Source organism: Alteromonas sp. CH_MED4-4, assembly GCF_037029575.1.
GTDB lineage: Bacteria > Pseudomonadota > Gammaproteobacteria > Enterobacterales > Alteromonadaceae > Alteromonas > Alteromonas macleodii.
On sequence record NZ_JAYMEU010000012.1, the window covers coordinates 22,470 to 44,615 of the forward strand.

Consider the following 22,146-nt stretch of genomic DNA (forward strand, 5'->3'; position numbering starts at 1 on the left):
GTATACATAAAGGAGGGCATAATATGACAAATCTTTTCAAAGGATTAATGTTAAATTAGGGAAGATTAAAAAAACGAAAACCAAAGTTTTCTCTACTCTACTTAGCTTTAACCTTGATAAAATCGATTAGACGGATGTTAAAAAATAACGTGCCGACTTTAAACTATTGCGGGAAATTTTATGAATTCACCTTACTTGAACCTTCCTGAACGACAATTTTGGAAGCTGGCCATACCTGATTCAGTTGGTGGCCTCAACAACTTTTATACTAAACGTTTCTCTATAGATGGAAAGAAGATAGCGACAGCTGGTAGCTGTTTTGCACAGGAAATTGCGAAAGGTTTAAGAAAAAATGGATATACAGTAATAGACAAGGAACCAAGCCCAAAAGCCATACAAATTAGGGGCGAAATTGAAAATAAATTTGGCTATGGTCTTTATTCTGCGCGTCATGGGAATATATATACTGCCAGACAGTTGCTTCAGCTTACAAAAGAGGCTCTTGGCATGTTATCTCCACCCTCAGAAAGCTACATTTGGGAAAAAAAAGGTCGCTTTTATGATGCATTCAGACCGAATGTTGAGCCGAATGGCTTAAACTCTCCAGATGAAGTAACCTCACAGAGGGAGGACCATGTTAAGCGTTTCAAATCTGTACTTCAAGATTGCGACGTGTTTGTATTTACTCTCGGTTTAACAGAGACTTGGGTTAATAAACAGTATGATTTGGTCTATCCGACCGCACCTGGCACTATTGCAGGCAACTTTGATAGCGAACTATACCGGTTTCATAACTTCAGTTTTATGGAGGTGTACAATGATCTAACTGAATTTTTCAAATTAGCCAGATCGTTTAATGAAGGAATGAAGTTTATTTTGACAGTCTCCCCTGTACCACTAACGGCCACGGCAGAAAATCAGCATGTATTACTTTCCTCTGTCAGATCTAAGTCTGTTCTTAGAGCAGTAGCAGATGAAGCTTATCGAAACTTTAAGTATGTTGATTACTTTCCATCTTACGAGGTATTTAGCACGCCATTTTTGGGGCCTTCCTTGTTCATGAATAACAAACGAAATGTTAGTCGAAAAGGGGTTGCTGAAGTGATGAAAATTTTTTTTAGTGAGCATAACTCAGTAAGTGAAGACCATTATGAACCAGCTGATGACGACCAGCCTATTTGTGAAGAAGCAATGTTAGACGCTTTCGCCGGAGGAGAAAAATGAAAATTGGTGTAATAGGAAACTCTCATCTAGCAGCCTTTAAATTAGGTTGGAGCGAAATAAGAAATCAATACCCTGATCTAGAGTTAACATTTTTTGGCTCACCAGCTTCATCGATGCGATTTTTCAAAGTCGAAAATGGTTGCCTTACTCCTACTAAGACTGATTTAGCCGACAATTTGAGTTGGACATCTGATGGAATGCGTCACATCCCAGGAGATATGGATGCTTATATCCTAGTAGGAATGGGGTTTAGTTTGGTTCACATGTTAGCTTTATTGAAGGAGCACAGAACATTTGAATACTTTAAAGATTGTGAAGGAGACAAACAACTTATCTCAGATAGCTTTTTACTAGCTGCTTTAGATGGTATCCTAAATAATAGTAATGCGATTCAAATAATTAAGCTGCTACAGGAAATAAGTACAGCTCCTATTGCCTACTCCCCTAACCCCTTACCCGCAGACAGCGTTTTGGGGGACACAGAATATGATTATTATCACTTAGCAGGCCTACTGGATAAATGCTATTCCCATTATATAAACGGTTGCTCGAGCCTGTTTTCTGAGAGCGCAGTAATTTTCGCGCATCAACCACCTTGCACAATAGTAGACAAAATGTTTACCTCACAAAATTATTCTAAAGGTTCAGTTAAGCTTAAAAGAGGCATGCAAAGTATTCACAATAGTAATGACCATTTTCACATGAATGCAGAATTCGGCGCCTTATCTCTGCAAGACTTGTTTGAAAAGTTGAGGGTAAAAGCTAGCTAGCCATGAAGCACAGATGCACTCTATCGCGCTTAGCGAAATAAATCAGTACCGGCCATAAAACTCAGTTTAAATGCAACTGACAATCAAAAAGGCCAAAACTCTCTAGATTATCAGAGAATGTAGAGAAGAACTCTAGCAGTGGCATACTTATTGCGAACGAGTCCAATATTTTATCAACAACTTAATAGAAAGCGGCTGTGCAATTTCGCAGAATTCGAAGCCGCTTTTTTGTTTTGTCAGAGATGATACATGATGAAATCTGTAGCTTTAGAAGTATTACAGAACGTCCAAGTGAAATACATTTACTAGAAATGGCTATTCCACTGCTTTTCAAGATCTTTGCACGTTGTGACTCTATGTAACGATACTTGTTCATGAGGAGTACCCGCTTTGAATTCAGTTATCGTCAGCCCCTCTCTAAAGTGTATACCACAGTTTTAAAAGGGTTCACATCAACACCAAATAGTCCAAAACACACTTCGAAAAACAACCAAACTTTTTTACTAAATAGGAATTTCCCCATTTTTTTAATTTGATATTTGCTCAAAGTACTCGATGTATTTAGCACATTTACTTGGAATGATTTCAGCTTTAAATGCTGCTTTTGTTCTTCCAGTTTCTTTTTTCTGCTCTATGTATTTAACTACTGAATCACTAAATATAGGAGCTTTTACTACAAATCGCGCGTTAGTCTGAACACATATATAATCTGGTTTCACAGCATTTATAATATTTTTATCAACGTTTCCAGCCGTGTGTACAAATACAACAGAGGTATACAAACGGCAGAGGTAATGAAACATAGTATATGACGAAGATGCACCGAATATTAACAAGGTTCCATCAAGCATAGCATGCTGATGGAACATTACTAAGATGCGACCAAAATTGTCCACATTGTTGTCAAAGATAACACAACGTCTGTAATTAAAATTTATGAGGCTCTGTTCTTCGTGAAGTTGAGGCGGATACAACTTTGAACCAAGATCACCGCTTGCCATCCTGTTTTGATAGACATCATTGGAGAAAATATCTGTCTCACAGATGCTTTTAAAAGATAACTTACACGTAACCAATTGAGCGGCAACCCTTGCACCATGAAGCGTCCAATGTGTATCGCAGACCCTAAATGATCGCTGCTCTAAATTCTTGAGTTCTTTTATTGGTAATATAAAATTGAGCGACTTTGGTATTAACTGTACTAACTCTTGTATTGGCGCTTTCTTTGAAAAGCGATAAGGATAGTACTCTTCATATATCATTTCTTTAGAGGGCGCGACTAGCAAGCAAACTGGAGTCCCTGATAATCGGGCAAAATTATCTAATGATGCCAAGTACTCTTTCCACGCATTTTTTGCTGTGCGAGATAATTTAAGTTTTCCTGTATATTGTTCAATACTCTTATTGGAGTCATTATCAAGGAACAGCCAACCTTCCCTACCCTCTAAAACTTGAAACTTACCTTCAACTGCTCCACTCATTAACTCAGTAAATGTGCCATTTTCGATTAGACCCAGCGTAAACTTCGAATGTTTCAACTTAACTCTCACGGAAAACCCACAGTAAAGTAGATCATGATTTTCTGGATTTTGTGCTAAAACTGTTGAAATTACATCTGGTCGAGGACGATTTAGAGGTACGTTTCTCACTTCATCGCCATTTAAAATAACCAACGATGCTAACTTTTCATTCTCGTTCAATAGCCAACCTTGGAATAACAACCCGTCACGAGTTAACTCCACTCCATCAATGTATTGGTCCATACAAGGAAAGTCGAGATGCCATAGAGTAACCTGTGAAGTTGCGTTCTCTACTCGCTGAGTAATTATTGAATAAACCGCCACTAGAGTTCCCTTCTTCAGTTTTATAAAAATTTACCTACAATTTCATATTCATGAAACAGATATGATTCAAGCCGCTTAATACTACTAGGAATCTGAAATTCTTGACTACTTCGCCTGTTTAGTCGCATTGTTTTTAACTTAATTTCGGTCAAATTCGTCAATTTCTTTAAATCTTCTTCATATCTATGTTTTGAGCCAATAAAGCTAAATTTGCCAATCGGTACATCCTTAAAAAATCGAGTATACGTATTTGTAAACGGCTCTATGGTATTATTTAAAATCAGTTCCTTAACGATGCTTTCTTGCGACTTTAAGCTAGATTCTGGCAGCGTTGATTTCAGCAAAAGGTAGTGTGGATGCCTCTCTTTAGCCGCTAGAAGGTGACCTATTAGTGACCATAAACGCTCAATAGGATCGCGAACCCAAACTGTTCTGATTGCGTTTGGAAATATTAGGGTTTGATTTTTATGCGGACTAAAATGCCCGTGAAGCACCTTAGCTTTTGACGGCACCCATACTCCCGCTCCTTTTGACAATGTACTTGCTCCAGTATTCGCGTAAATACCGTAAACGCGCCTGACACCAAGGGCTTGCTGAAAGGCTACTCTAAGAGAGCTTCCAGCAGTTTTAGGAATATGGTGAGACAGTATAAAAACGTTACGATGAGGGTGGCCTAGCGAACTCTTTGCCGGTGAAAGTAATTTCTCCACACTCCAAAATGGATGGATTTTATAGGACATAATTAATCTTCTACAACTTAGTTCACTACACGACGTCAACTTGTAAGTAGATAGCAAACTGAGAAATTAAGAAATTCGATATACTTACTATAGAACTAATATTGATAGCTAAAAACTCTTAATGTTAGCTGATTTCTTTGAAATTTTAATAACTTGTTCTACTAGCTTGTTATCAAAGGTGTCGCGAGAAAAAAGTTCTTTTGCCCTTTGAGCGGCAGAGTCTCCTATCGAAGCTAGCAATTCAGGCTTGTTGTTCAGTTTAAGCACTGCTTCTGCAATTTTAGTAGTGCTTTTATATTCGACAAGAATACCAAATTGGTTATCAACAAGTTCGCCCACGGCCCCCCATTTATAACCGACTACAACACGACCTAAAGACATTGCTTCTGCTACCGTTCTTCCAAAAGACTCTTTAAAGTGAGAAAGAGCCAACACTATATGGTGTTCAACCATTGCCTTTTTAGAATTTTCCACATAGCCCCCTATAATAACATTAGCATTATGGTATCGTTGAGCCGCCATGATAACTTCATTGGTGATCGGTCCGTAAATAGTAAACTGAATATTACGACTTTCTTTGCAGAGGCTTGCTACTTCGAAAAAGTCCATTACACCTTTTTTCTTCACATTACTACTCAGCATGCATACTTTCAATGGGCCAGAGGGCATTGGGACTTGCGAAGAAGGAGTATCTACACAATTATAAATAACGGAAGTTCGTTCTGGCTCTCTCAACCAATGAGCTGTTTCATAAGAGTTAGCAATAAAATAATCGCAACTTGAAATAACTCTTTCATGAGTAAGCTGCGGTGACTCTTGAAGTAATTTGGCTAAATCTTGGTCGAAAGCAACGAGCTCTCTCACATGCATAACACTTGGGATACCCACCTTTTTAGCCGCACTCAAAGGTTCTATTAGTGTAAGTGTGTTAACATAAACGCAATCGTAGCTAAAGCTTAAGAAATCTGATTCTAAATATTGTGCTATTGGCTCTATCGGCTGTCTTCTTCCGTTCGCCCAAGGTAAAGGTAGGAAGACTATTTTGCTTACAAACTGTCTTAATTCTTCAATATAGGAAACGTTAGAGCAAGAAGGCAAGAATAGCGTCACCTCAATTTCAGATTGATTCATTGCCTTTGCCATATCAACTAAGCTTCTTTCTGCACCAAAAATTTTCTCAGAGACAAAATGCCCAAAAAGGGCAACATGAATTGAACCTTGGCACTTCGCAAACCCCAATATCGAGACAGGTGCAGAAAAATCCCAATCTTTGTTGTTTAGCGCGTGCCAAGTCGGAGAAACTGTACCTCGTAAATGAAACTTATACGCGTAAGCTTGGGGAACAAATAACGGGGATGGATATCGCCCTTCTTTCTCCCCTCTGTCCCAGAAATGATCGTGAAGGCCAAAACCCATTGAACTGACATCAGTATAGATTTGCCCATACCAATTTTCGTCAAGTGCTTTGCTCCATTTATCAAAACCCGCCTTGTTTTTACTTATCAATGAAGGTTCAGATAGACCTAGCAACATGCTAGGAGGTGCTGGGAAAGTGCGCAGCTTCGGTTCGCTTAAAAGCTTCAAGTTTGAACTATTCTTGTGCCATACTCGAGCGAAATCCATATACTGCTTTCTAATCCCACCATACTGAGTTACCAGATGGGTTTCAGTATTTTGAGTAAGAGACGATGTGTGTACTCTTCCAAAAGATAGGGGTATGCCTGGCATTATTTCCTTAATCGCAGATAGGCCAAATTTAGCAAGACATCGTTCATAGAACTCAGTGTCAGCATTCACTTTTACCTCGTCCCACCCCCCTAGCATAGTGACAGAATCCTTTCGAAGAAGTAAAGACGAAACATTTCTATGCACCCAACCGTTATAATTCCGCATTGAAACAAAATTCAGGTCGTTGTCACATCTCACCCAATGAGATAAAGTGGCAATTAGCGACGAATTGAGAAAAAGAGGGAAAAGCTGCTTTTCAATTTTTTGTGGGTGTGCCCAATCGTCAGCGTCAATCACAGTGACAAAATCACCAGAGGCAGCCTCGACCCCAATGTTCCTCGTTTTATACGCGCCGAAGTTTTGATCATTAGTTATAACATGGACTTTCGGGTTTTCATCTCTAAGACTATTGGCTACATTTAGAGTATTATCTGTAGAGCTATCATTGACGATAATTATTTCTGTATTTCGCCATGTTTGATTGAGAATAGACCGTACAGCTGTTTCGATCGTTTTTTCGCAGTTAAAAGCCGGTATGATTATAGAAACTAGTTTTTTTCTAAAAAACCATTTCATTGGTGAAAAATCAGGGTAGAAGCGAGGACTTGTGTCGAGTTGGTCAAACACGTTGTCACCTTTGCCTTCTAAGTTAATAGTAGACAAACTAGCATTAGAAAAAACGTTATTTAGTATAACTTGTTTACAATTTCCAATGGTCAGCATACTGGCTGCTAGTCTTTTAGAAACAGACTCATGCCAATCTCTCCGGCCAACTAATTTCTCAGCTATGTCAAAATTTCCGATGCGAAATGCAGAAGAGAATATTAGAAGAAAAAGCTCTTCTTCATAGAAAAGCCTTTTTGCTAGATTGAGATTAGTAAGTATCTTTTTAGCATATTTCCAAGCTTTTTCATATTCACTCGAAAAAAGAAAAAATGCACAAAGTACCTTGTAAGCATAAGCAGCATTAGTATTTTTTGAAACAGCTTGCTTTTGCAATTGCTCTAACTGTTTGGTCGGTGAAAAAGCATTGCTCCACAGCTCTTTCTCGAGCGCTATAGCGGGTAAGCTACATGGGAGTCTTCCCTCTTTCCGACCATGCTTTTCAAAGTGTTCCTGAGGGTCTATTCCTGCATCCGCGACATCTGGATACGCATCAAGGTACCAATCTCTGTCAAAGTAAGTTTTAGAACTCATAAACCATCAAAAGTAGCAGCGATGCTGAACATCACACTCGTTGAAGACAAAGTAACACTGAAAAGGTCTAAGCGATACCATCAAAAGTTACTGGCTCACAAGCATTGAAATCTTTTTTAACTATTTTACCAATTAAACTTTCGAAATATTTAGGAGCGACACCGTAGCCAGGTCTTACACTTCTGATGTGCTCAGGCGTAATTACCTCTCCCGCTTTAATGTTCTTGACGAAATAAAGCGATCTACGAAACTTAACATTTGCTTTCTCACTTGATTTTTTACCGTAATCAATACTACCGATAGCCGACCACGCCGTTTTCGAGTCTCTACATAGAGCAGCAAGGTCTTCTTTTTCTAATGAAAACGAATCGTCAGGCCCCCCCCCCTTTCTGCTCAACGTTACGTGTTTTTCGATTATGACAGCCCCTAAGGCCACGCTCGCTATCGCAGTGGTATTATCTAAAGTGTGATCAGAAAGGCCAACATTGACTCCAAACTTCGACCTCATATCGGTTATAGTTAAGAGGTTGTAATCACTCGCAGGCGCGGGATAACCACTGACGCAATGTAATAACGCGAGTTCCTTGCACCCGCCCTCATAGGCTGCTGATACAGCTTCTTCTATTTCGTCGTCATTGGCCATACCAGTAGATATAATCATCGGCTTACCAGTCGATGCAACATATTTTATCAACGGTAAATCAGTTGCTTCAAAACTAGCTATTTTATATGCGGGAGTATTTAAGTCCTCTAGCAAATCAACCGCTGAATTATCGAATGGCGAGCTAAATATGGTAATACCTTTGGTCTTAGCGTAATCAAATAGGGGCTTATGCCAATCCCATGGGAGATAAGCACCTTCATAAAGTTCATATAAACTCTTACCATCCCAAAGGCCTCCCTCAATCATGAAATCAGGTGACGTAGAATTGAGGGTTATTGTATCTGGGCGATATGTCTGAAGTTTTAAAGCATCAGCCCCACAACTAACTGCCATATCGATTATTTTGAAAGCATTTTCTATTTTACCATTATGATTTGCTGACATTTCAGCAATTATGTATGGCGTACGGCCTTTACCAATCTCTCGACCGTTGATATTTAAGTTTTTCACAAAATCTCCAAACTATATTACTTTAGACATGCACAGAACATCGATATCATTTATTTTCTTTTGGCCTGTTAATTTAAAGCCAAATTTTTCATAAAAAGCTTTTGCTCTATCATTCTCTTTAAATACTTCAAGTAATAACTCTTTAATACCACTAGCTTTAGCGTGTTCTATCGCACTTGCTATAACTTTCGCGCCTAGACCTTTTTGAGTTAACTCTAGGTTAACGTAAATACCAATGAGAGCTCTAACGCTATCAAGGTAGTTAAGATTAAAAGACCCTATTAATTCGTTGGTTAAATAAATCGCGAAATATTGCCTATCAGAAGAACCTTTTAAAGAATCTATAAACTCTAAATGCTCAGCCAAGGATATTATGGATGAGTTATACATCCATTTTCGAACGTCTGGATGATTTCGCAGTTTTAATAGTTCTTTTTTTCTTTCGTGCGATAGCTTCGTAAATGAAATCATATCAGGTTCAAAGTCAGTTTTTCTCATATCAGACGCTTAACTCAATCATTTTTTCAGTAATTCTATCGGCTCCCAAAGCGTCGATAACCTTTGAAGGCTCTTCAGATAAAAACTTTAACCTTGTCTTATTTTCTGATAGAGCGAGTAAAATTGTAGGAATATCACGAGTTCGTTCTGCCAATTCAATAAGTTTATCGCCTACTAACCTTTTCGCTATGTCATTTTGGTTAGCCGCAATTACCATAAGGATAGAGGGCACACCTAGGCTAAACCTCTCCCAAGTCGTAGAGCCAACTGCACCTATTGCTACATCTGCTTTGGAAAGTATTTGCGCTACATTATTTGCTTCGACTAAAACATTGACGTTAAGTGGGCTTAGTGTTGCCGCCTTTCTAATAGAATCTTTATGGGGACAATGCCGTCCTAGCAAAATGATAACTTCCTTGATTTTTCCAACTAATCGCGAATCTCCCAAAGCGTCAATTACTTTCTCAGTATAATTGTACTCGTCCACTCCCCCCATTGAAACAATAATAGTTGAAATACTGTTCGTTGTTCTATATTTTAGACTAGAGCTTCTCTGCAACTTAAACTCTGAACGAAGTAAAGTATATGAGGGACCACAAAATAATTGGCAACTTTTTGGTACGAGATCCTCGTATTTTTCTCGTAAAGAGCCGTAATTTTGGTCTACTAAAATGTCACATATGTGTTTTCGGTTAAATAGGTCGTCAATAACTAATATCTTCAAATCATATTTAGAAATGACCGTTTGCCACTTTTCGTCAATTCCATAGTGATCTATTACCACCCAGTCAGGCTTTTCTATTGAAATAATATCTGCGGTTTGACTTGCATCAATTTCTTGTTCAACTTCTAACCACTCCAAATATTTCTCGACTCCTGCAGTTTTTTTCACTTTCCTATTTGTTAAAGCAGGTCTAGCTAATACTCGAACCTTAAAACCAGACGTCTTCACTTTTTCTATTAAATTGCCCTCTAAATCTCTGCAGATAAAGACAATTTCTACACCCTTTTTGGCTAGCGCGTGCGCTAGCGTCAGACATCGCATAATGTGACCAGTGCCAATTCGAATCGAAGAATCAACTCTTAAAAGTACTTTCACTAGAGATTTCCACTTTCATGTAAAAGAGAGTACATGAGTTCCGCTTTTTTCCAGTCTTCTTCAGTGTCTATATCTTGCACAAGGTATCTTGGAAGTATGAATGGTCTACTAGCTGCCCCAAAAATTGGAACATCTTCTAACCAAGATTGTTTTTTACCCCAATAAAATTGACCTGCATCGTGAAAAGCTTCCGGCAAGTCCTGAGAGCGCGTACTTTGATATTCAGGGTAAAACATTTTTGAATGTCCACTTGCATCAATTGAAAAAGCTCGTTGTATGGGAAACGGGAACGATGTTGCAGAAAAACAATAACTTGCACCATATGAAGTCATTTCAGCATGCGACTTATTAATACTATTAGGAGTTACGAAGGGAGCCGTTGGATAAAGACAACAAATATCGTCTGCATGGATCCCTATTTGCTCAAGTTTCAATATCGCATCTTTGATAACTGATGACGTAGTAGCAAAATCATCTGCAAGCTGGGGCTCTCGCATAAACGGCACTACAGCTCCAGCCCCACAAGCAATTTCTTTGATTTCAGCATCATCAGTGGAAACAATTACCTCATCAAAGCAACCAGCGCTAAGTGCGGAAGAAATAGAATAAGATATAAGAGGCTTTCCATGAAAGTTCCTTATATTTTTTTTTGGTATTCTCTTGCTGCCACCGCGCGCAGGTATAATACAGAGCTTCACACAATTCCCTCTCTTAAAACTTTACAAACATACTGAAGGTCATCTTCTGTAATATCCTGGTAAAGTGGCAAGCTCAAGGCACTCTCGTAATACCGCTCGGAATTGGGAAACATCCCCTTTTCAAATCCCATTTTCTGATAGTAGGGTTGAGTATGAACTGGAATATAATGAACATTCACCCCAACCCCGTTTACCCTGAGATATTTAAATACTTCACCACGCGATTTAGATATATTCGAAAGCTTAAGCCGTATAGGATACAGATGCAATGAAGAATAACAATAACTGGATTGAAATGGGGTAGATACAGGCAATTCACTCAACAATTCGTCGTAAGCTTTTCGGTGTAAGTGTCTTTTTTCAATAAAGCTATCTAACTTGCCCATTTGAGACAAACCTAGAGCCCCTTGAATTTCTGTCATACGATAATTCAAACCAAGCTCTATTTGCTCATAGTACCATTCCCCTTCAGCTGCAGTAGCCATAAGCTTTGTGTCTCTAGTAACCCCATGACTTCTGAAAAGCGCCATTCTTTCCGCTAAAGATTCGTCATTAGTTGTCGCAACTCCACCCTCTGCTGTCGTTATTATTTTCACTGGATGAAAACTAAAAACGGTTATATCGGAATATCTGCAAGATCCGACTTTATCGTTTAGATAACTTCCACCAATTGCATGTGAAGCGTCTTCAATGATTTTAAAACCGAACCTTTGACTTAGCTCCCAAATCCGTTTCATATCGCAAGACTGGCCTGCGAAATGAACTGGAATTACAACATTAGGTAATTTGCCAAATTTTTCTGCTCTTTCAAGTTTTTGCTCTAGCAAATCGGGGCACATATTATAAGTTCTTTCGTCAACATCGACAAAATCGATATCTGCTCCACAATAGAGTACACAATTAGCTGAAGCTACGAATGTATTTGGAGTGGTCCATGCCAAGTCCCCTTTTTTTAAGCCTAATGCGAGACAGGCAATGTGGAGCGCAGAGGTGGCGCTATTGACAGCAATACCAAATTTACTTCCAGTGTAGTCGGCGACTCGCCTTTCAAAGGCTGGAACTTTAGGGCCCTGAGTTAGAAAATCGGACTGCAGTACTTCAAGTACTGCATCCATGTCCAACTGATTTATAGATTGCCTTCCATATGGAATCATAAGAACCTCTTAAGGATTTTGCTCTTCGTTCATCTGCAACAATTCATTGTGAGTTAACCATGTCTCATTATTACCCGAGTTATACTCAAAACCTTGGACCACAGGACGCCCTTTTTCACCAAGAGCATTGATCGAAAAATCAAAGTCAGCTTTGTGAGCGAACTGTATTGTTGGGCATATGACAAAATGATCTTGAAACTCTAATGTAAGATGACTGTCGTCTGCTGGGCACATAATTTCATGAAGTTTTTCCCCAGGTCTAATACCTACGATTTTGTGAGGTAAGTTTGGTGCCACTGCTTTAGCGAGTTCGGTCATAAACATAGAAGGAATTTTTGGAACAAATATCTCACCACCATGCATACGCGAAAAGTTTTTAAGAACAAACTCGACCCCTTGACGTAGAGTGATCATAAATCGAGTCATTTTTTCATGTGTAATCGGAATTTCAGTCGCACCTTCTGAAACTAATTTATTAAAGAAAGGAATAACCGAGCCTCTTGATCCAACAACGTTCCCGTATCTTACTACAGCAAACCGAGTTCTTTTATCTCCAACCATATTATTAGCCGCGACGAACAATTTATCAGATGCTAATTTTGTTGCGCCATATAGATTTATTGGATTTGCGGCCTTATCCGTTGAAAGCGCAATAACTTTTTCGACATTATTTTTTATACAAGCTTTGATAACATTTTCAGCTCCATTTACGTTTGTCTTTATGCATTCCATGGGATTGTATTCTGCTGCTGGAACTTGTTTTAGTGCAGCAGCATGAATTACAAAATCTACCCCGTCCATCGCCTCTGTTAAACGCACAGGATCACGTACATCGCCTATAAAATACCTCATGCAAGGCTGGTTAAAAACCTGTTGCATTTCATACTGCTTAAGTTCGTCACGTGAAAATATAATAATTTTCTTAGGCTTATACTTCTCTAATATAATTTGAGTGTATTTCTTACCAAAGGAACCAGTCCCACCTGTAATCAAAATAGTTTTATTATCAAACATTATTTATCCATTTAGTTAAAACAGTGAGTGAATCTCACCACCAATATATTGATCCATTGCGCTGCCCAAATCGAGGCCAACAGAATTATGTTTTTTCGCTATGTCCATAAAAGATTTTCCCGCTACGCCAGCGCCTACTAGAACCAGACTTCCTGGCACACATTCCTTCGATAGTTTTCGCTCTATAGTTTTATAAACGAATGGAAGTGGTTTATTTGTATACTTATACTTTGAGTTCGTAGCTGTTTTGAAGTGTGTGGGGATTTGAATATGAACAAATTCGAAAGAATTTCCGAATGCAGTATTCATCGCCTCCAAACTACCACTATTTATTATGATGACTTTCTTGGCATACGAAGCTAACTGTTCAATGATAGCGATGTTATTTAGTACAGCTATATTAAGCTTATCATCCGAATAGAGAATACTATCGCTATCAATTCGCGTAACGCCATCTAATACCGTGAGTAATCCCCTCCCTTGAAGGTTCTGTTTAAGACTGACACTTTTATCAGAATGATCGCGAATAAATCTATAGACACTTGGTACGCCCAAAACATCAGCATTTTTTACCGAGTTTATCAAATCGGTTCTTAAATCGTCCTCAACAGCTTTTGGAAGCTCAGTCCCCCACCAGTGCCTCTGCCTATTTTTTGAATCACTGCTATCAAAAGATGAGTGTTCATTATGAAAAATAAAACCTTCACCATCGCTCAAACGAATAAAGGAAAAACCCTTCCTGTCTTGGAGTTTCGCAATTACTAATGAAATGAATTTTTGGCGTTGCTCTTCCGAATATTTGACATCAATAAAACAGGCGCGGCTTTTGATTTTATCATAGAAAACGCTGACAGAATCTAAGAATTCATCTTTGACAGTAGGCAAAGCTTGGATAAACAGTCTCTCCGCATCCTTGAAATTGTCAAAATTAACTGAGTCATCAGCTGCAAACCCCGCCTGAGTTTTAAATTTAAGTTTCTCCAATATTGATAACGACGCGCGACGCGGATTGTAAAATTCATGTAATCCTTTTTCAAAATCACTATGTAATTTTACATAATTAACATAGGCAATTTTTTTATTTATACCCAATGAAGGTACTTTTAAAATACGTACGTTTTTTAAAAAGAATAATAAATTTTCCGGGTGAGAATGTCTAACCAGAACGTCAAACAACTTACTTTCCATCCAACCAAGAGCTTTGCGGGATACCCTTGAAAGCTCATAGTTCTTTACATATTCAATATGGAGTACTAAATCTTCTTGACTCGGCACTGAACCTGTCCATTCGATAAGTTTAATATTCAACCAAAATTCAAATACTGATTCGATACGTGTCAAATCAGCAAATTTAAATAAATAGCTAAGCAGTGGATTACGCTCGGAAAAATGAGTTTCTAACCTTTTAATAAGATAAAAGTCATCGTAACGGCATTGTGAAGTTCGGCAGAGATGTATAAATCTTTCAGTGAATGCGAATATGTCACGATCGAACGAAAAATCTCTCATTATTACATGCAATTCTTCACTGAAAAATATAGATGTAATTAAAGGCACTTTTAATCTTTCTATTACGTTTTGTGGAGTCAGAACAGATGGGTCATAAAGTGACCAGCATTCATTGTTAAAGTTTTCTAAATCCACCGACATCCAAAACTTTCGTCCTAGATCAGCCTCGTTTAATTCGAATGTAATACCTTGTTTGACAAAACCATAGTAATCACTAAGGATATTATCTAACCTAAAATAGTTAAAAACGAGATTACCTTTCTTCAGAAGCTCAACTGCTACAGAGGAGTTTCCACAAATAGCGATGTGTTGATAAAGCACATGCTCGTTCACAACAGGAATGTTGAGACTCTCGAAAAAATTCAAGTCTTTAGTAGAAGGATGTAGTTTAATATAAACTGAGTCCACCCCCTCAGTGCAAATTAACTTATTGAAGAGTCTTTCTACTGAAGATTTACAAAAGACAGAACTTAGGTAGATAACTATATTACATGAACGAGCATTGACTAATTCTCTTAAGCTCTCTCTTACGTCAATTATAGATTTAGGTTCAAGAACGCGATTAACAACAACCATCTTGGTTTTTGTATTATTTGGGGATAGCTTCGTGTACACGTTCCTCGAATGATAATTTCTAAGCAGTGCCCAATCAAAATCTAATGCTGGAAAGTTTTCCGTAACCTCAGCATGCTGGATGTAAATTGTTTCTAATCCTAAATATTGAGCAACTTTCGTAAAAGCTACAGGTTTTGGTGAATGATCGTTTGCTATGACGAACTTATAATCTCTTGGTAAGGCTTTTAAACTGTAGAGTGCTTGAACAAAAAATACAATATAGTTGTAAGACTGATGCAAAGATGAAATTCTAATTTCAGCTTTTTTTGTAAATTGCTCTAAAATTCCTGACTTCAAGACATGAAAAAGATTGAAGTCGTCTTTTACCTTCACTTTGCTTTGCGAAGAAATCCACTCGGATATATTGATCCGCTTAATTGACTTTTCGTTCTTCGATACTAAATTTTCTAAGAACTCGATCTCTCTCAAGTTGTTCGCAGTTGAAGCAAAAGTAATAAATCCATTTTTTGGGAGGTAATGAGGCTGAAGTAAAATGTGAACTGAAATCTCGCTGACTTTTTCTGTTAAGAACTTGATCGCATTTCCAGAACTCACCATTCCGGCTTTATTAACAATAGATTTATATTCGAATCTGTCTATTTTTTCGCCTAAAATTTCGTCATAAGTGTTGTTTGTCTCAATTACAGATAAAACTTTCCCAAAGCCTGAAACTAAATGGTTTATTAAATTGGCATTATAATGGTTCATCTTCGATGCCCTGTTGCTCATTTCTATATATCTTGAGAATACATAGGCCCTTTTTAAGGTCAACTATCTCCTTCTCAAATTTGATATTTTTGCTGATCAAGATCGACTCCCAGTCCGCTATTATTTCCTGCTCTTGGGCACGATTAAAATCATCCAAGTAAACATGTATTGTGCAATTAGGAAAGCAGTCCAAAATTAAAGGCAACGCTGGGAAGCGAGCTTTATTATTCGTATTTCCGGGTGGTCCATCAACAAGTACCATAACCTTTGAGCTAGCATTGAGTCCCTTGGCCATCCTCTTAAGTGTTGCAATACAAGTATAGAATCTATAGCTGAAATTTTCGTAACTTACGTTTCGCAGTTTTCCATAAATCAAATTTACTCTGCTATCTAAGTTTAACGTTTCTAGAAGATTGGAGGTCTTAGCGAAGTACTCCTTATGATGCTCGAATGAAAAAAGTTTGCAGGGATTAGAACTGCTTAATTTAGCGAGTAAGCAAGTCGATAAACCACTTCCGAATTCCACAATACCGTCAAACTTATGCAGTGTTACGTCAGTTATAAGCCGAATAGCAAGATCAGGTGCAATTGTCCAACCCTCAAAACTTAAAGGAATTTCGCCACTTTCAAAAAATTTACTAAGTTGAATTTGTTGATTCACAAGCGTCGGTAATTCGCTATTTAACTCCTTAAAATTATAGGAGGTATTAGAATCTATTGTCTTTAACTGCTTTTTAGTGTGTCCGAAGCCTGCAATGAGTAAACTTTCAATATTGTCAATACGGTCTTTAATTTCATTTACCGATCTTAATAAAGAGTTTTGCTCCGCTATAGCTTGGCCTAAATCAGATATCATTTTTTCTAAATGCAAAAGTAAATCTTCTGTTGCAGTGTGATCACACTCTTCATTTTTTGTTCGTGATGTCAATTTAAAGCTCCGTCTCAGTTATTTTGATATCTCAGTCCTTATTTCGGCATTCCACAACCCCATACTTAACATAGTGGTATAATGGATTTAGCCCAGCTTCTGCAACATCTGGATTAGAAATAAGATATTTGATGGTCGAAAACTCTTCCGATGGGTCGTTACCTATTAGCCAACCTTCAATTAGGTAATGTTCAATGGGGGATTTGCCAATGTCTTGAGACAGGTACTTTTCTCGATACCATTCTTCATCAAAAAAGCCAGATGCATTAATTGCTGCCTTTTGCCTTTTAATGAGTCTTTTAAGTGCTAATGAATTGGAAAAAATGTTTGAAATATATCGTGCTGCGACATTATTGAGCCTAAGAGCTTTCTCACTCGTAAACCTTAAAGAGTCTAGCTCTTTTGATTTAGCCTCAAGCTCTTTATCTAGATCTTGCGAATTACTGACTCTGTTACAAGAACTCTTGACTTGATTTTTAGGGCTATCATCGAGACGCTTCTCATATTCTTTTGCCATTAAATCCATATAGCCACACATCTCTTGAAGCTGAGATAACAAAAGTATATTTTCCTTCTCGAACTCTGAGATATTTTTCATTTTTACTTTACCCTTTAATAAAGACCCAAAAGCGTCGTAAGTTTATTGCTATTATGTATGCCACATTTTAGAAGCGATTTTACGACAAATTTTACCAGTTGCAACATCGATAAATTTTACTGATAAAAAAAACCCCGTTTTAACGGGGTTTTTTATCTATAAACTTAATACTTTCAGTATAGTTTAGCGAGTATTAATTACTCTTCAGTTGCTTCTACTGCTTCTTCTTCAGCTTCTACAACTGGACGGTCAACTAGCTCAACATATGCCATTGGGGCATTGTCGCCAGCACGGAAACCGCATTTAAGAATGCGAGTGTAGCCGCCTGGACGAGCTTCGTAACGAGGACCAAGCTCGTTGAATAGTTTACCTACAACCTCTTTGTCACCAGTGCGGGCGAAAGCTAGACGGCGGTTTGCAACGCTGTCTTCTTTAGCCATAGTGATTAGAGGCTCGATTACGCGACGTAATTCTTTCGCTTTTGGTAACGTAGTTTTGATCACTTCGTGCTTGACCAAAGAACCGGCCATGTTTTTGAACATAGCTTGACGATGGCTGCTGTTGCGATTCAACTGACGACCACTCTTACGATGGCGCATAGTTTTATCCTTCTCTACAAATCAGTTTGATAAAAACCTGATTAATCTTTTTCAGCGATGCTCTCTGGCGGCCAGTTTTCTAGGCGCATACCTAGAGAAAGACCACGAGATGCTAGAACATCTTTGATTTCAGTTAGCGATTTCTTACCAAGGTTTGGCGTTTTAAGTAGCTCAACCTCAGTGCGCTGTACCAGGTCACCAATGTACTGGATAGCTTCTGCTTTCAAACAGTTTGCAGAACGTACTGTTAGCTCTAGGTCATCTACTGGACGAAGCAGAATCGGATCGAATTCTGGCTTCTCTTCTTTCGCTTCTGGCTCAGACACATCACGTAGGTCTACGAATGCATCTAGCTGTTCAGCTAGGATAGTAGCAGAACGGCGGATCGCTTCTTCAGGATCCAAAGTACCGTTCGTCTCCATGTCGATGATTAGTTTGTCTAGGTCTGTGCGTTGTTCAACACGAGCAGACTCTACACTGTAAGCAATACGTTCAACTGGGCTGTATGAAGCGTCTACTAACAAACGACCAATTGGACGATCATCTTCTTCAGAGGAGCGACGGGTAGAAGCTGGTACATAACCGCGACCCATTTCTACTTTAATGCGCATGCTGATTTCAGCTTCGCCAGTTAAAGTACAAATAACGTGGTCAGGGTTTGTAATTTCTACGTCGCCATCATGCTGAATATCACCAGCAACAACAGGGCCAGCGCCAGATTTCACTAGAGTTAGGGTTGCCTCAGTTTTACCTTCAAGGCGAACCGCTAAACCTTTAAGATTTAGCAAGATTTCAATTACGTCTTCCTGAACACCTTCTTTGGTGCTGTACTCGTGAAGAACGCCGTCAATTTCTACCTCGGTAACTGCACATCCTGGCATAGATGACAGTAAAATACGACGTAGGGCGTTACCTAGAGTATGGCCAAAGCCGCGCTCTAGTGGTTCCAAAGTTACTTTGGCACGAGTAGGAGAAACGTTTTCGATCTCAACTAATCTCGGTTTTAGGAATTCAGTCACAGAACCCACAATGCTTCCTCTTTAGTTAGCTTTACTTAGAGTAAAGTTCGACGATCAACTGTTCGTTAATTTCCGCAGACAGGTCAGTTCTTTCAGGAACGCGCTTGAAAGTGCCTTCCATTTTGCTGCTGTCTACTTCAATCCAGGTTGGCTTCTCACGTTGGTCAGCCAGTTCCAAAGCAGCAACAATACGCGCTTGCTTCTTAGCCTTTTCACGAACAGAAACCACGTCTTCGGCAGAAACGTTAAACGATGGGATGTTCACAACTTGACCATTTACCATGATCGCCTTGTGGCTAACTAGCTGACGTGCTTCTGCACGAGTGCTAGCGAAACCCATACGGTAAACTACGTTGTCAAGACGCTGTTCTAAAAGCTGTAGCAAGTTTTCACCTGTGTTGCCTTTTAGACGTGCAGCTTCTTTATAGTAGTTGCGGAATTGCTTTTCCAGTACGCCGTACATACGACGAACTTTTTGTTTTTCACGCAGCTGAACACCGTAGTCAGACAGACGGCCACGACGGGCACCGTGCTGACCAGGCGCTGTATCGATTTTACATTTAGAATCGATTGCGCGAACGCCGCTTTTTAGGAACAGGTCTGTTCCTTCGCGACGGCTAAGTTTGAGTTTTGGACCCAAATATCTTGCCATGATCTTTCTCCAACTGTCCGTCGATTAAACGCGACGTTTTTTCGGTGGACGACAACCGTTGTGAGGAATAGGGGTCACATCGGTAATGTTTGTGATCTTATAACCTGTAGCGTTAAGAGCACGGATCGCAGACTCACGGCCTGGACCTGGACCTTTAACGAAAACTTCAAGGTTCTTAAGACCGTATTCTTGTGCAGCAACACCTGCACGCTCAGCAGCTACCTGTGCAGCAAATGGGGTAGATTTACGTGAACCACGGAAACCTGAACCACCAGATGTCGCCCATGCTAGTGCATTGCCTGAACGGTCTGTAATAGTCACAATTGTGTTGTTGAAAGACGCATGGATATGAGCCATACCGTCTGCAACCTGACGTTTAGCGCGCTTACGCGTGCTACGAGCTGGTGCTTTAGCCATAACTTACTCCCCGTTTACTTCTTAATTGGCTTACGAGGACCTTTACGGGTACGCGCATTAGTTTTAGTGCGCTGACCACGTAGAGGCAAGCTACGACGGTGGCGAATACCACGGAAGCAACCCAGGTCCATCAAACGTTTGATGCTCATAGAGACTTCACGGCGTAGGTCACCTTCAACGGTGAATTTAGCCACTTCGTCACGAAGCTTATCAATAGTAGCTTCGTCTAGCTCTTTGATTTTTGTATTTTCTGCAACACCAGCACCCGCACAAATGCTTTTCGCACGTGTGGGACCAACGCCATAGATCGCTTGGATAGCGATTACAGCATGCTTGTGCTCAGGAATGTTAATGCCAGCGATACGGGCCATTAACAGCACTCCTCTTGTTTATTTGTCGACGACCTAAAAAGCCCGATAGGATACTTACCCGTCGACTAAATTGCAAATTAAGGTTCAAAATACTTTAAAACAAAACTAGCAGAACCAGACAAGTACTATCTAGGTTCTGCTTACTTAGCTTTGCGAATATCTTGTTCCGCTTAGATTAGCCCTGACGCTGCTTATGCTTTGGGTCAGAACTGCAAATTACACGCACAACGCCGTTGCGCTTGATAACTTTACAGTTACGGCAAATCTTTTTTACTGATGCACGAACTTTCATTACATCTTTCCCCTTTCTATCAATATTAAGGGGCTAACTTATCGGCCGTAGCCTTTAAGGTTAGCTTTCTTCAGCACAGACTCATATTGACTAGACATCAAATGTGTCTGTACTTGTGCCATAAAGTCCATGATAACTACTACGATAATGAGAAGCGACGTACCACCGAAGTAGAACGGCACATTCCAAGCAATTAGCATGAATTCAGGCACTAAACAAATAAAGGTTATGTACAGTGCGCCAGCCAGTGTAAGGCGAGTCATTACCTTGTCAATGTATCGTGACGTTTGCTCACCCGGGCGGATGCCTGGGATGAACGCGCCAGACTTCTTCAAGTTATCTGCTGTATCACGCGGGTTGAAAACCAACGCCGTGTAGAAGAAGCAGAAGAAGATAATCGCAGCTGCGTATAACATCACGTACAGCGGTTGACCAGGAGATAGCATAAGCGCTACATCTTGCAACCACGCTGTTGATTCATTCTGTCCGAACCATCCTGCGATGGTACCCGGGAACAGAATAATGCTAGAAGCAAAGATTGGTGGAATTACACCAGCAATGTTGACTTTTAGCGGTAAATGGGTGCTTTGCGCAGCAAAAACCTGACGGCCTTGCTGACGTTTTGCGTAGTTTACCACAATTCTGCGCTGTCCGCGCTCTACAAATACAACTAGGTATGTAAGAGCGATAACAATCACGCCAATCAACAGTAGGAACAACAAGTTAATGTCGCCCTGCCTTGCTTGTTCCGCAGTCTGACCTATCGCTGTTGGCAGACCGGCAACAATACCAGCAAAAATCAATATAGAGATACCGTTACCAATACCTCGTTCGGTAATTTGCTCACCCAACCACATAAGGAACATAGTTCCTGTGACTAGGCTCACTACTGCCGTAAAGTAGAATCCGAAGCCAGGGTTTATCACCAATCCATTAATCAGGTTAGGCAAACCAGTCGAAATTCCAATTGATTGGAAGATAGCCAATACAAGCGTTAGATAACGCGTGTACTGACTAATTTTACGACGGCCTGCTTCGCCTTCTTTTTTAAGCTCCACCATCGGTGGGTGAACCACCGAGAGCAACTGCATGATAATGGATGCAGTAATGTATGGCATAATGCCCAAAGCCAGAACGGATGCACGCTCAAGCGCACCACCAGAGAACATGTTAAACATTTCTACAATGGTGCCTTTTTGTTGCTCGAACAAGTCAGCAAGTACAGCTGGATCGATGCCAGGGATAGGAACGTAAGAACCTAGTCTGAATACAACAATCGCACCAAGTACGAACAACAATCTTGCCTTAAGCTCACTCAAGCCGCTTTTAGCGCCTGAATCCAATCCTGGTTTAGCCAT

The 22,146-nt window shown here is 39.6% G+C and carries 21 protein-coding genes; 2 read left to right on the top strand and 19 right to left on the bottom strand.

Annotated features, from left to right (window positions below; translation table 11 throughout):
* The first annotated feature begins 180 nt into the window (after positions 1–180).
* Positions 181–1,224 (top strand): GSCFA domain-containing protein, encoded by a 1,044-nt coding sequence (locus tag WA381_RS10125; RefSeq protein ID WP_156086966.1) that lies wholly within the window; start codon positions 181–183, stop codon positions 1,222–1,224.
* Positions 1,221–1,994 carry a hypothetical protein gene (locus WA381_RS10130; RefSeq protein ID WP_156086967.1) on the top strand — a complete coding sequence of 258 codons (774 nt, stop codon included), beginning with the start codon at positions 1,221–1,223 and terminating at the stop codon, positions 1,992–1,994. Before WA381_RS10125 ends, WA381_RS10130 begins: the two co-directional genes overlap by 4 nt.
* 527 nt (positions 1,995–2,521) lie before the next feature.
* Here WA381_RS10130 and WA381_RS10135 read toward each other — a convergent pair.
* The 19 genes from WA381_RS10135 to secY all read right to left on the bottom strand — a co-directional run bounded on the left by WA381_RS10135 (position 2,522) and on the right by secY (position 22,146).
* Positions 2,522–3,838, bottom strand: coding sequence for an alginate O-acetyltransferase AlgX-related protein (locus WA381_RS10135; RefSeq protein WP_156086968.1), 1,317 nt, complete (start codon positions 3,836–3,838; stop codon positions 2,522–2,524).
* Between the two features lie 20 nt (positions 3,839–3,858).
* A complete protein-coding gene (locus WA381_RS10140) occupies positions 3,859–4,578 on the bottom strand; it encodes a hypothetical protein (protein ID WP_231506576.1) in 720 nt (239 codons plus the stop codon).
* 108 nt (positions 4,579–4,686) lie between these two features.
* Positions 4,687–7,503 (bottom strand): glycosyltransferase, encoded by a 2,817-nt coding sequence (locus WA381_RS10145; RefSeq protein WP_156086969.1) that lies wholly within the window; start codon positions 7,501–7,503, stop codon positions 4,687–4,689.
* Between the two features lie 67 nt (positions 7,504–7,570).
* Positions 7,571–8,617: a pseudaminic acid synthase gene (gene pseI / locus WA381_RS10150; RefSeq protein ID WP_156086970.1), complete on the bottom strand. Its 1,047-nt coding sequence runs from the start codon at positions 8,615–8,617 to the stop codon at positions 7,571–7,573.
* A 12-nt stretch (positions 8,618–8,629) separates the two neighbouring features.
* A complete protein-coding gene (gene pseH / locus WA381_RS10155) occupies positions 8,630–9,115 on the bottom strand; it encodes a UDP-4-amino-4,6-dideoxy-N-acetyl-beta-L-altrosamine N-acetyltransferase (protein WP_156086971.1) in 486 nt (161 codons plus the stop codon).
* 1 nt (position 9,116) lies between these two features.
* Positions 9,117–10,214, bottom strand: coding sequence for a UDP-2,4-diacetamido-2,4,6-trideoxy-beta-L-altropyranose hydrolase (gene pseG / locus WA381_RS10160; protein ID WP_156086972.1), 1,098 nt, complete (start codon positions 10,212–10,214; stop codon positions 9,117–9,119).
* Positions 10,214–10,912: a pseudaminic acid cytidylyltransferase gene (pseF, locus tag WA381_RS10165; RefSeq protein WP_156086973.1), complete on the bottom strand. Its 699-nt coding sequence runs from the start codon at positions 10,910–10,912 to the stop codon at positions 10,214–10,216. Before pseF ends, pseG begins: the two co-directional genes overlap by 1 nt.
* Positions 10,909–12,066, bottom strand: a complete 1,158-nt coding sequence (pseC, locus tag WA381_RS10170) for a UDP-4-amino-4,6-dideoxy-N-acetyl-beta-L-altrosamine transaminase (RefSeq protein ID WP_156086974.1) — start codon at positions 12,064–12,066, stop codon at positions 10,909–10,911. Before pseC ends, pseF begins: the two co-directional genes overlap by 4 nt.
* A 9-nt stretch (positions 12,067–12,075) precedes the next feature.
* Positions 12,076–13,080, bottom strand: coding sequence for a UDP-N-acetylglucosamine 4,6-dehydratase (inverting) (pseB, locus tag WA381_RS10175; RefSeq protein ID WP_156086975.1), 1,005 nt, complete (start codon positions 13,078–13,080; stop codon positions 12,076–12,078).
* Between the two features lie 15 nt (positions 13,081–13,095).
* A complete protein-coding gene (locus tag WA381_RS10180; RefSeq protein ID WP_156086976.1) occupies positions 13,096–15,912 on the bottom strand; it encodes a hypothetical protein in 2,817 nt (938 codons plus the stop codon).
* On the bottom strand, positions 15,899–16,840 hold the full coding sequence (locus tag WA381_RS10185; RefSeq protein WP_156086977.1) for a hypothetical protein: 942 nt from the start codon (positions 16,838–16,840) through the stop codon (positions 15,899–15,901). Before WA381_RS10185 ends, WA381_RS10180 begins: the two co-directional genes overlap by 14 nt.
* 31 nt (positions 16,841–16,871) lie before the next feature.
* Positions 16,872–17,438 carry a hypothetical protein gene (locus tag WA381_RS10190; protein WP_156086978.1) on the bottom strand — a complete coding sequence of 189 codons (567 nt, stop codon included), beginning with the start codon at positions 17,436–17,438 and terminating at the stop codon, positions 16,872–16,874.
* 197 nt (positions 17,439–17,635) lie between these two features.
* Positions 17,636–18,037, bottom strand: a complete 402-nt coding sequence (gene rplQ / locus WA381_RS10195) for a 50S ribosomal protein L17 (RefSeq protein ID WP_012519212.1) — start codon at positions 18,035–18,037, stop codon at positions 17,636–17,638.
* Between the two features lie 41 nt (positions 18,038–18,078).
* Entirely contained in the window at positions 18,079–19,068 is a 990-nt protein-coding gene (locus WA381_RS10200; protein ID WP_039226687.1) for a DNA-directed RNA polymerase subunit alpha, read from the bottom strand.
* A gap of 19 nt (positions 19,069–19,087) precedes the next feature.
* A complete protein-coding gene (gene rpsD, locus WA381_RS10205; RefSeq protein ID WP_012519214.1) occupies positions 19,088–19,708 on the bottom strand; it encodes a 30S ribosomal protein S4 in 621 nt (206 codons plus the stop codon).
* Between the two features lie 24 nt (positions 19,709–19,732).
* Positions 19,733–20,125: a 30S ribosomal protein S11 gene (gene rpsK, locus WA381_RS10210; protein WP_012519215.1), complete on the bottom strand. Its 393-nt coding sequence runs from the start codon at positions 20,123–20,125 to the stop codon at positions 19,733–19,735.
* Between the two features lie 14 nt (positions 20,126–20,139).
* Positions 20,140–20,496 (bottom strand): 30S ribosomal protein S13, encoded by a 357-nt coding sequence (rpsM, locus tag WA381_RS10215; protein WP_012519216.1) that lies wholly within the window; start codon positions 20,494–20,496, stop codon positions 20,140–20,142.
* Between the two features lie 175 nt (positions 20,497–20,671).
* Positions 20,672–20,788, bottom strand: a complete 117-nt coding sequence (gene rpmJ / locus WA381_RS10220) for a 50S ribosomal protein L36 (RefSeq protein ID WP_012519217.1) — start codon at positions 20,786–20,788, stop codon at positions 20,672–20,674.
* A 38-nt stretch (positions 20,789–20,826) separates the two neighbouring features.
* The gene (secY, locus tag WA381_RS10225; RefSeq protein ID WP_014977524.1) at positions 20,827–22,146 is read right to left on the bottom strand and encodes a preprotein translocase subunit SecY; all 1,320 of its coding nucleotides are present in this window, start codon (positions 22,144–22,146) and stop codon (positions 20,827–20,829) included.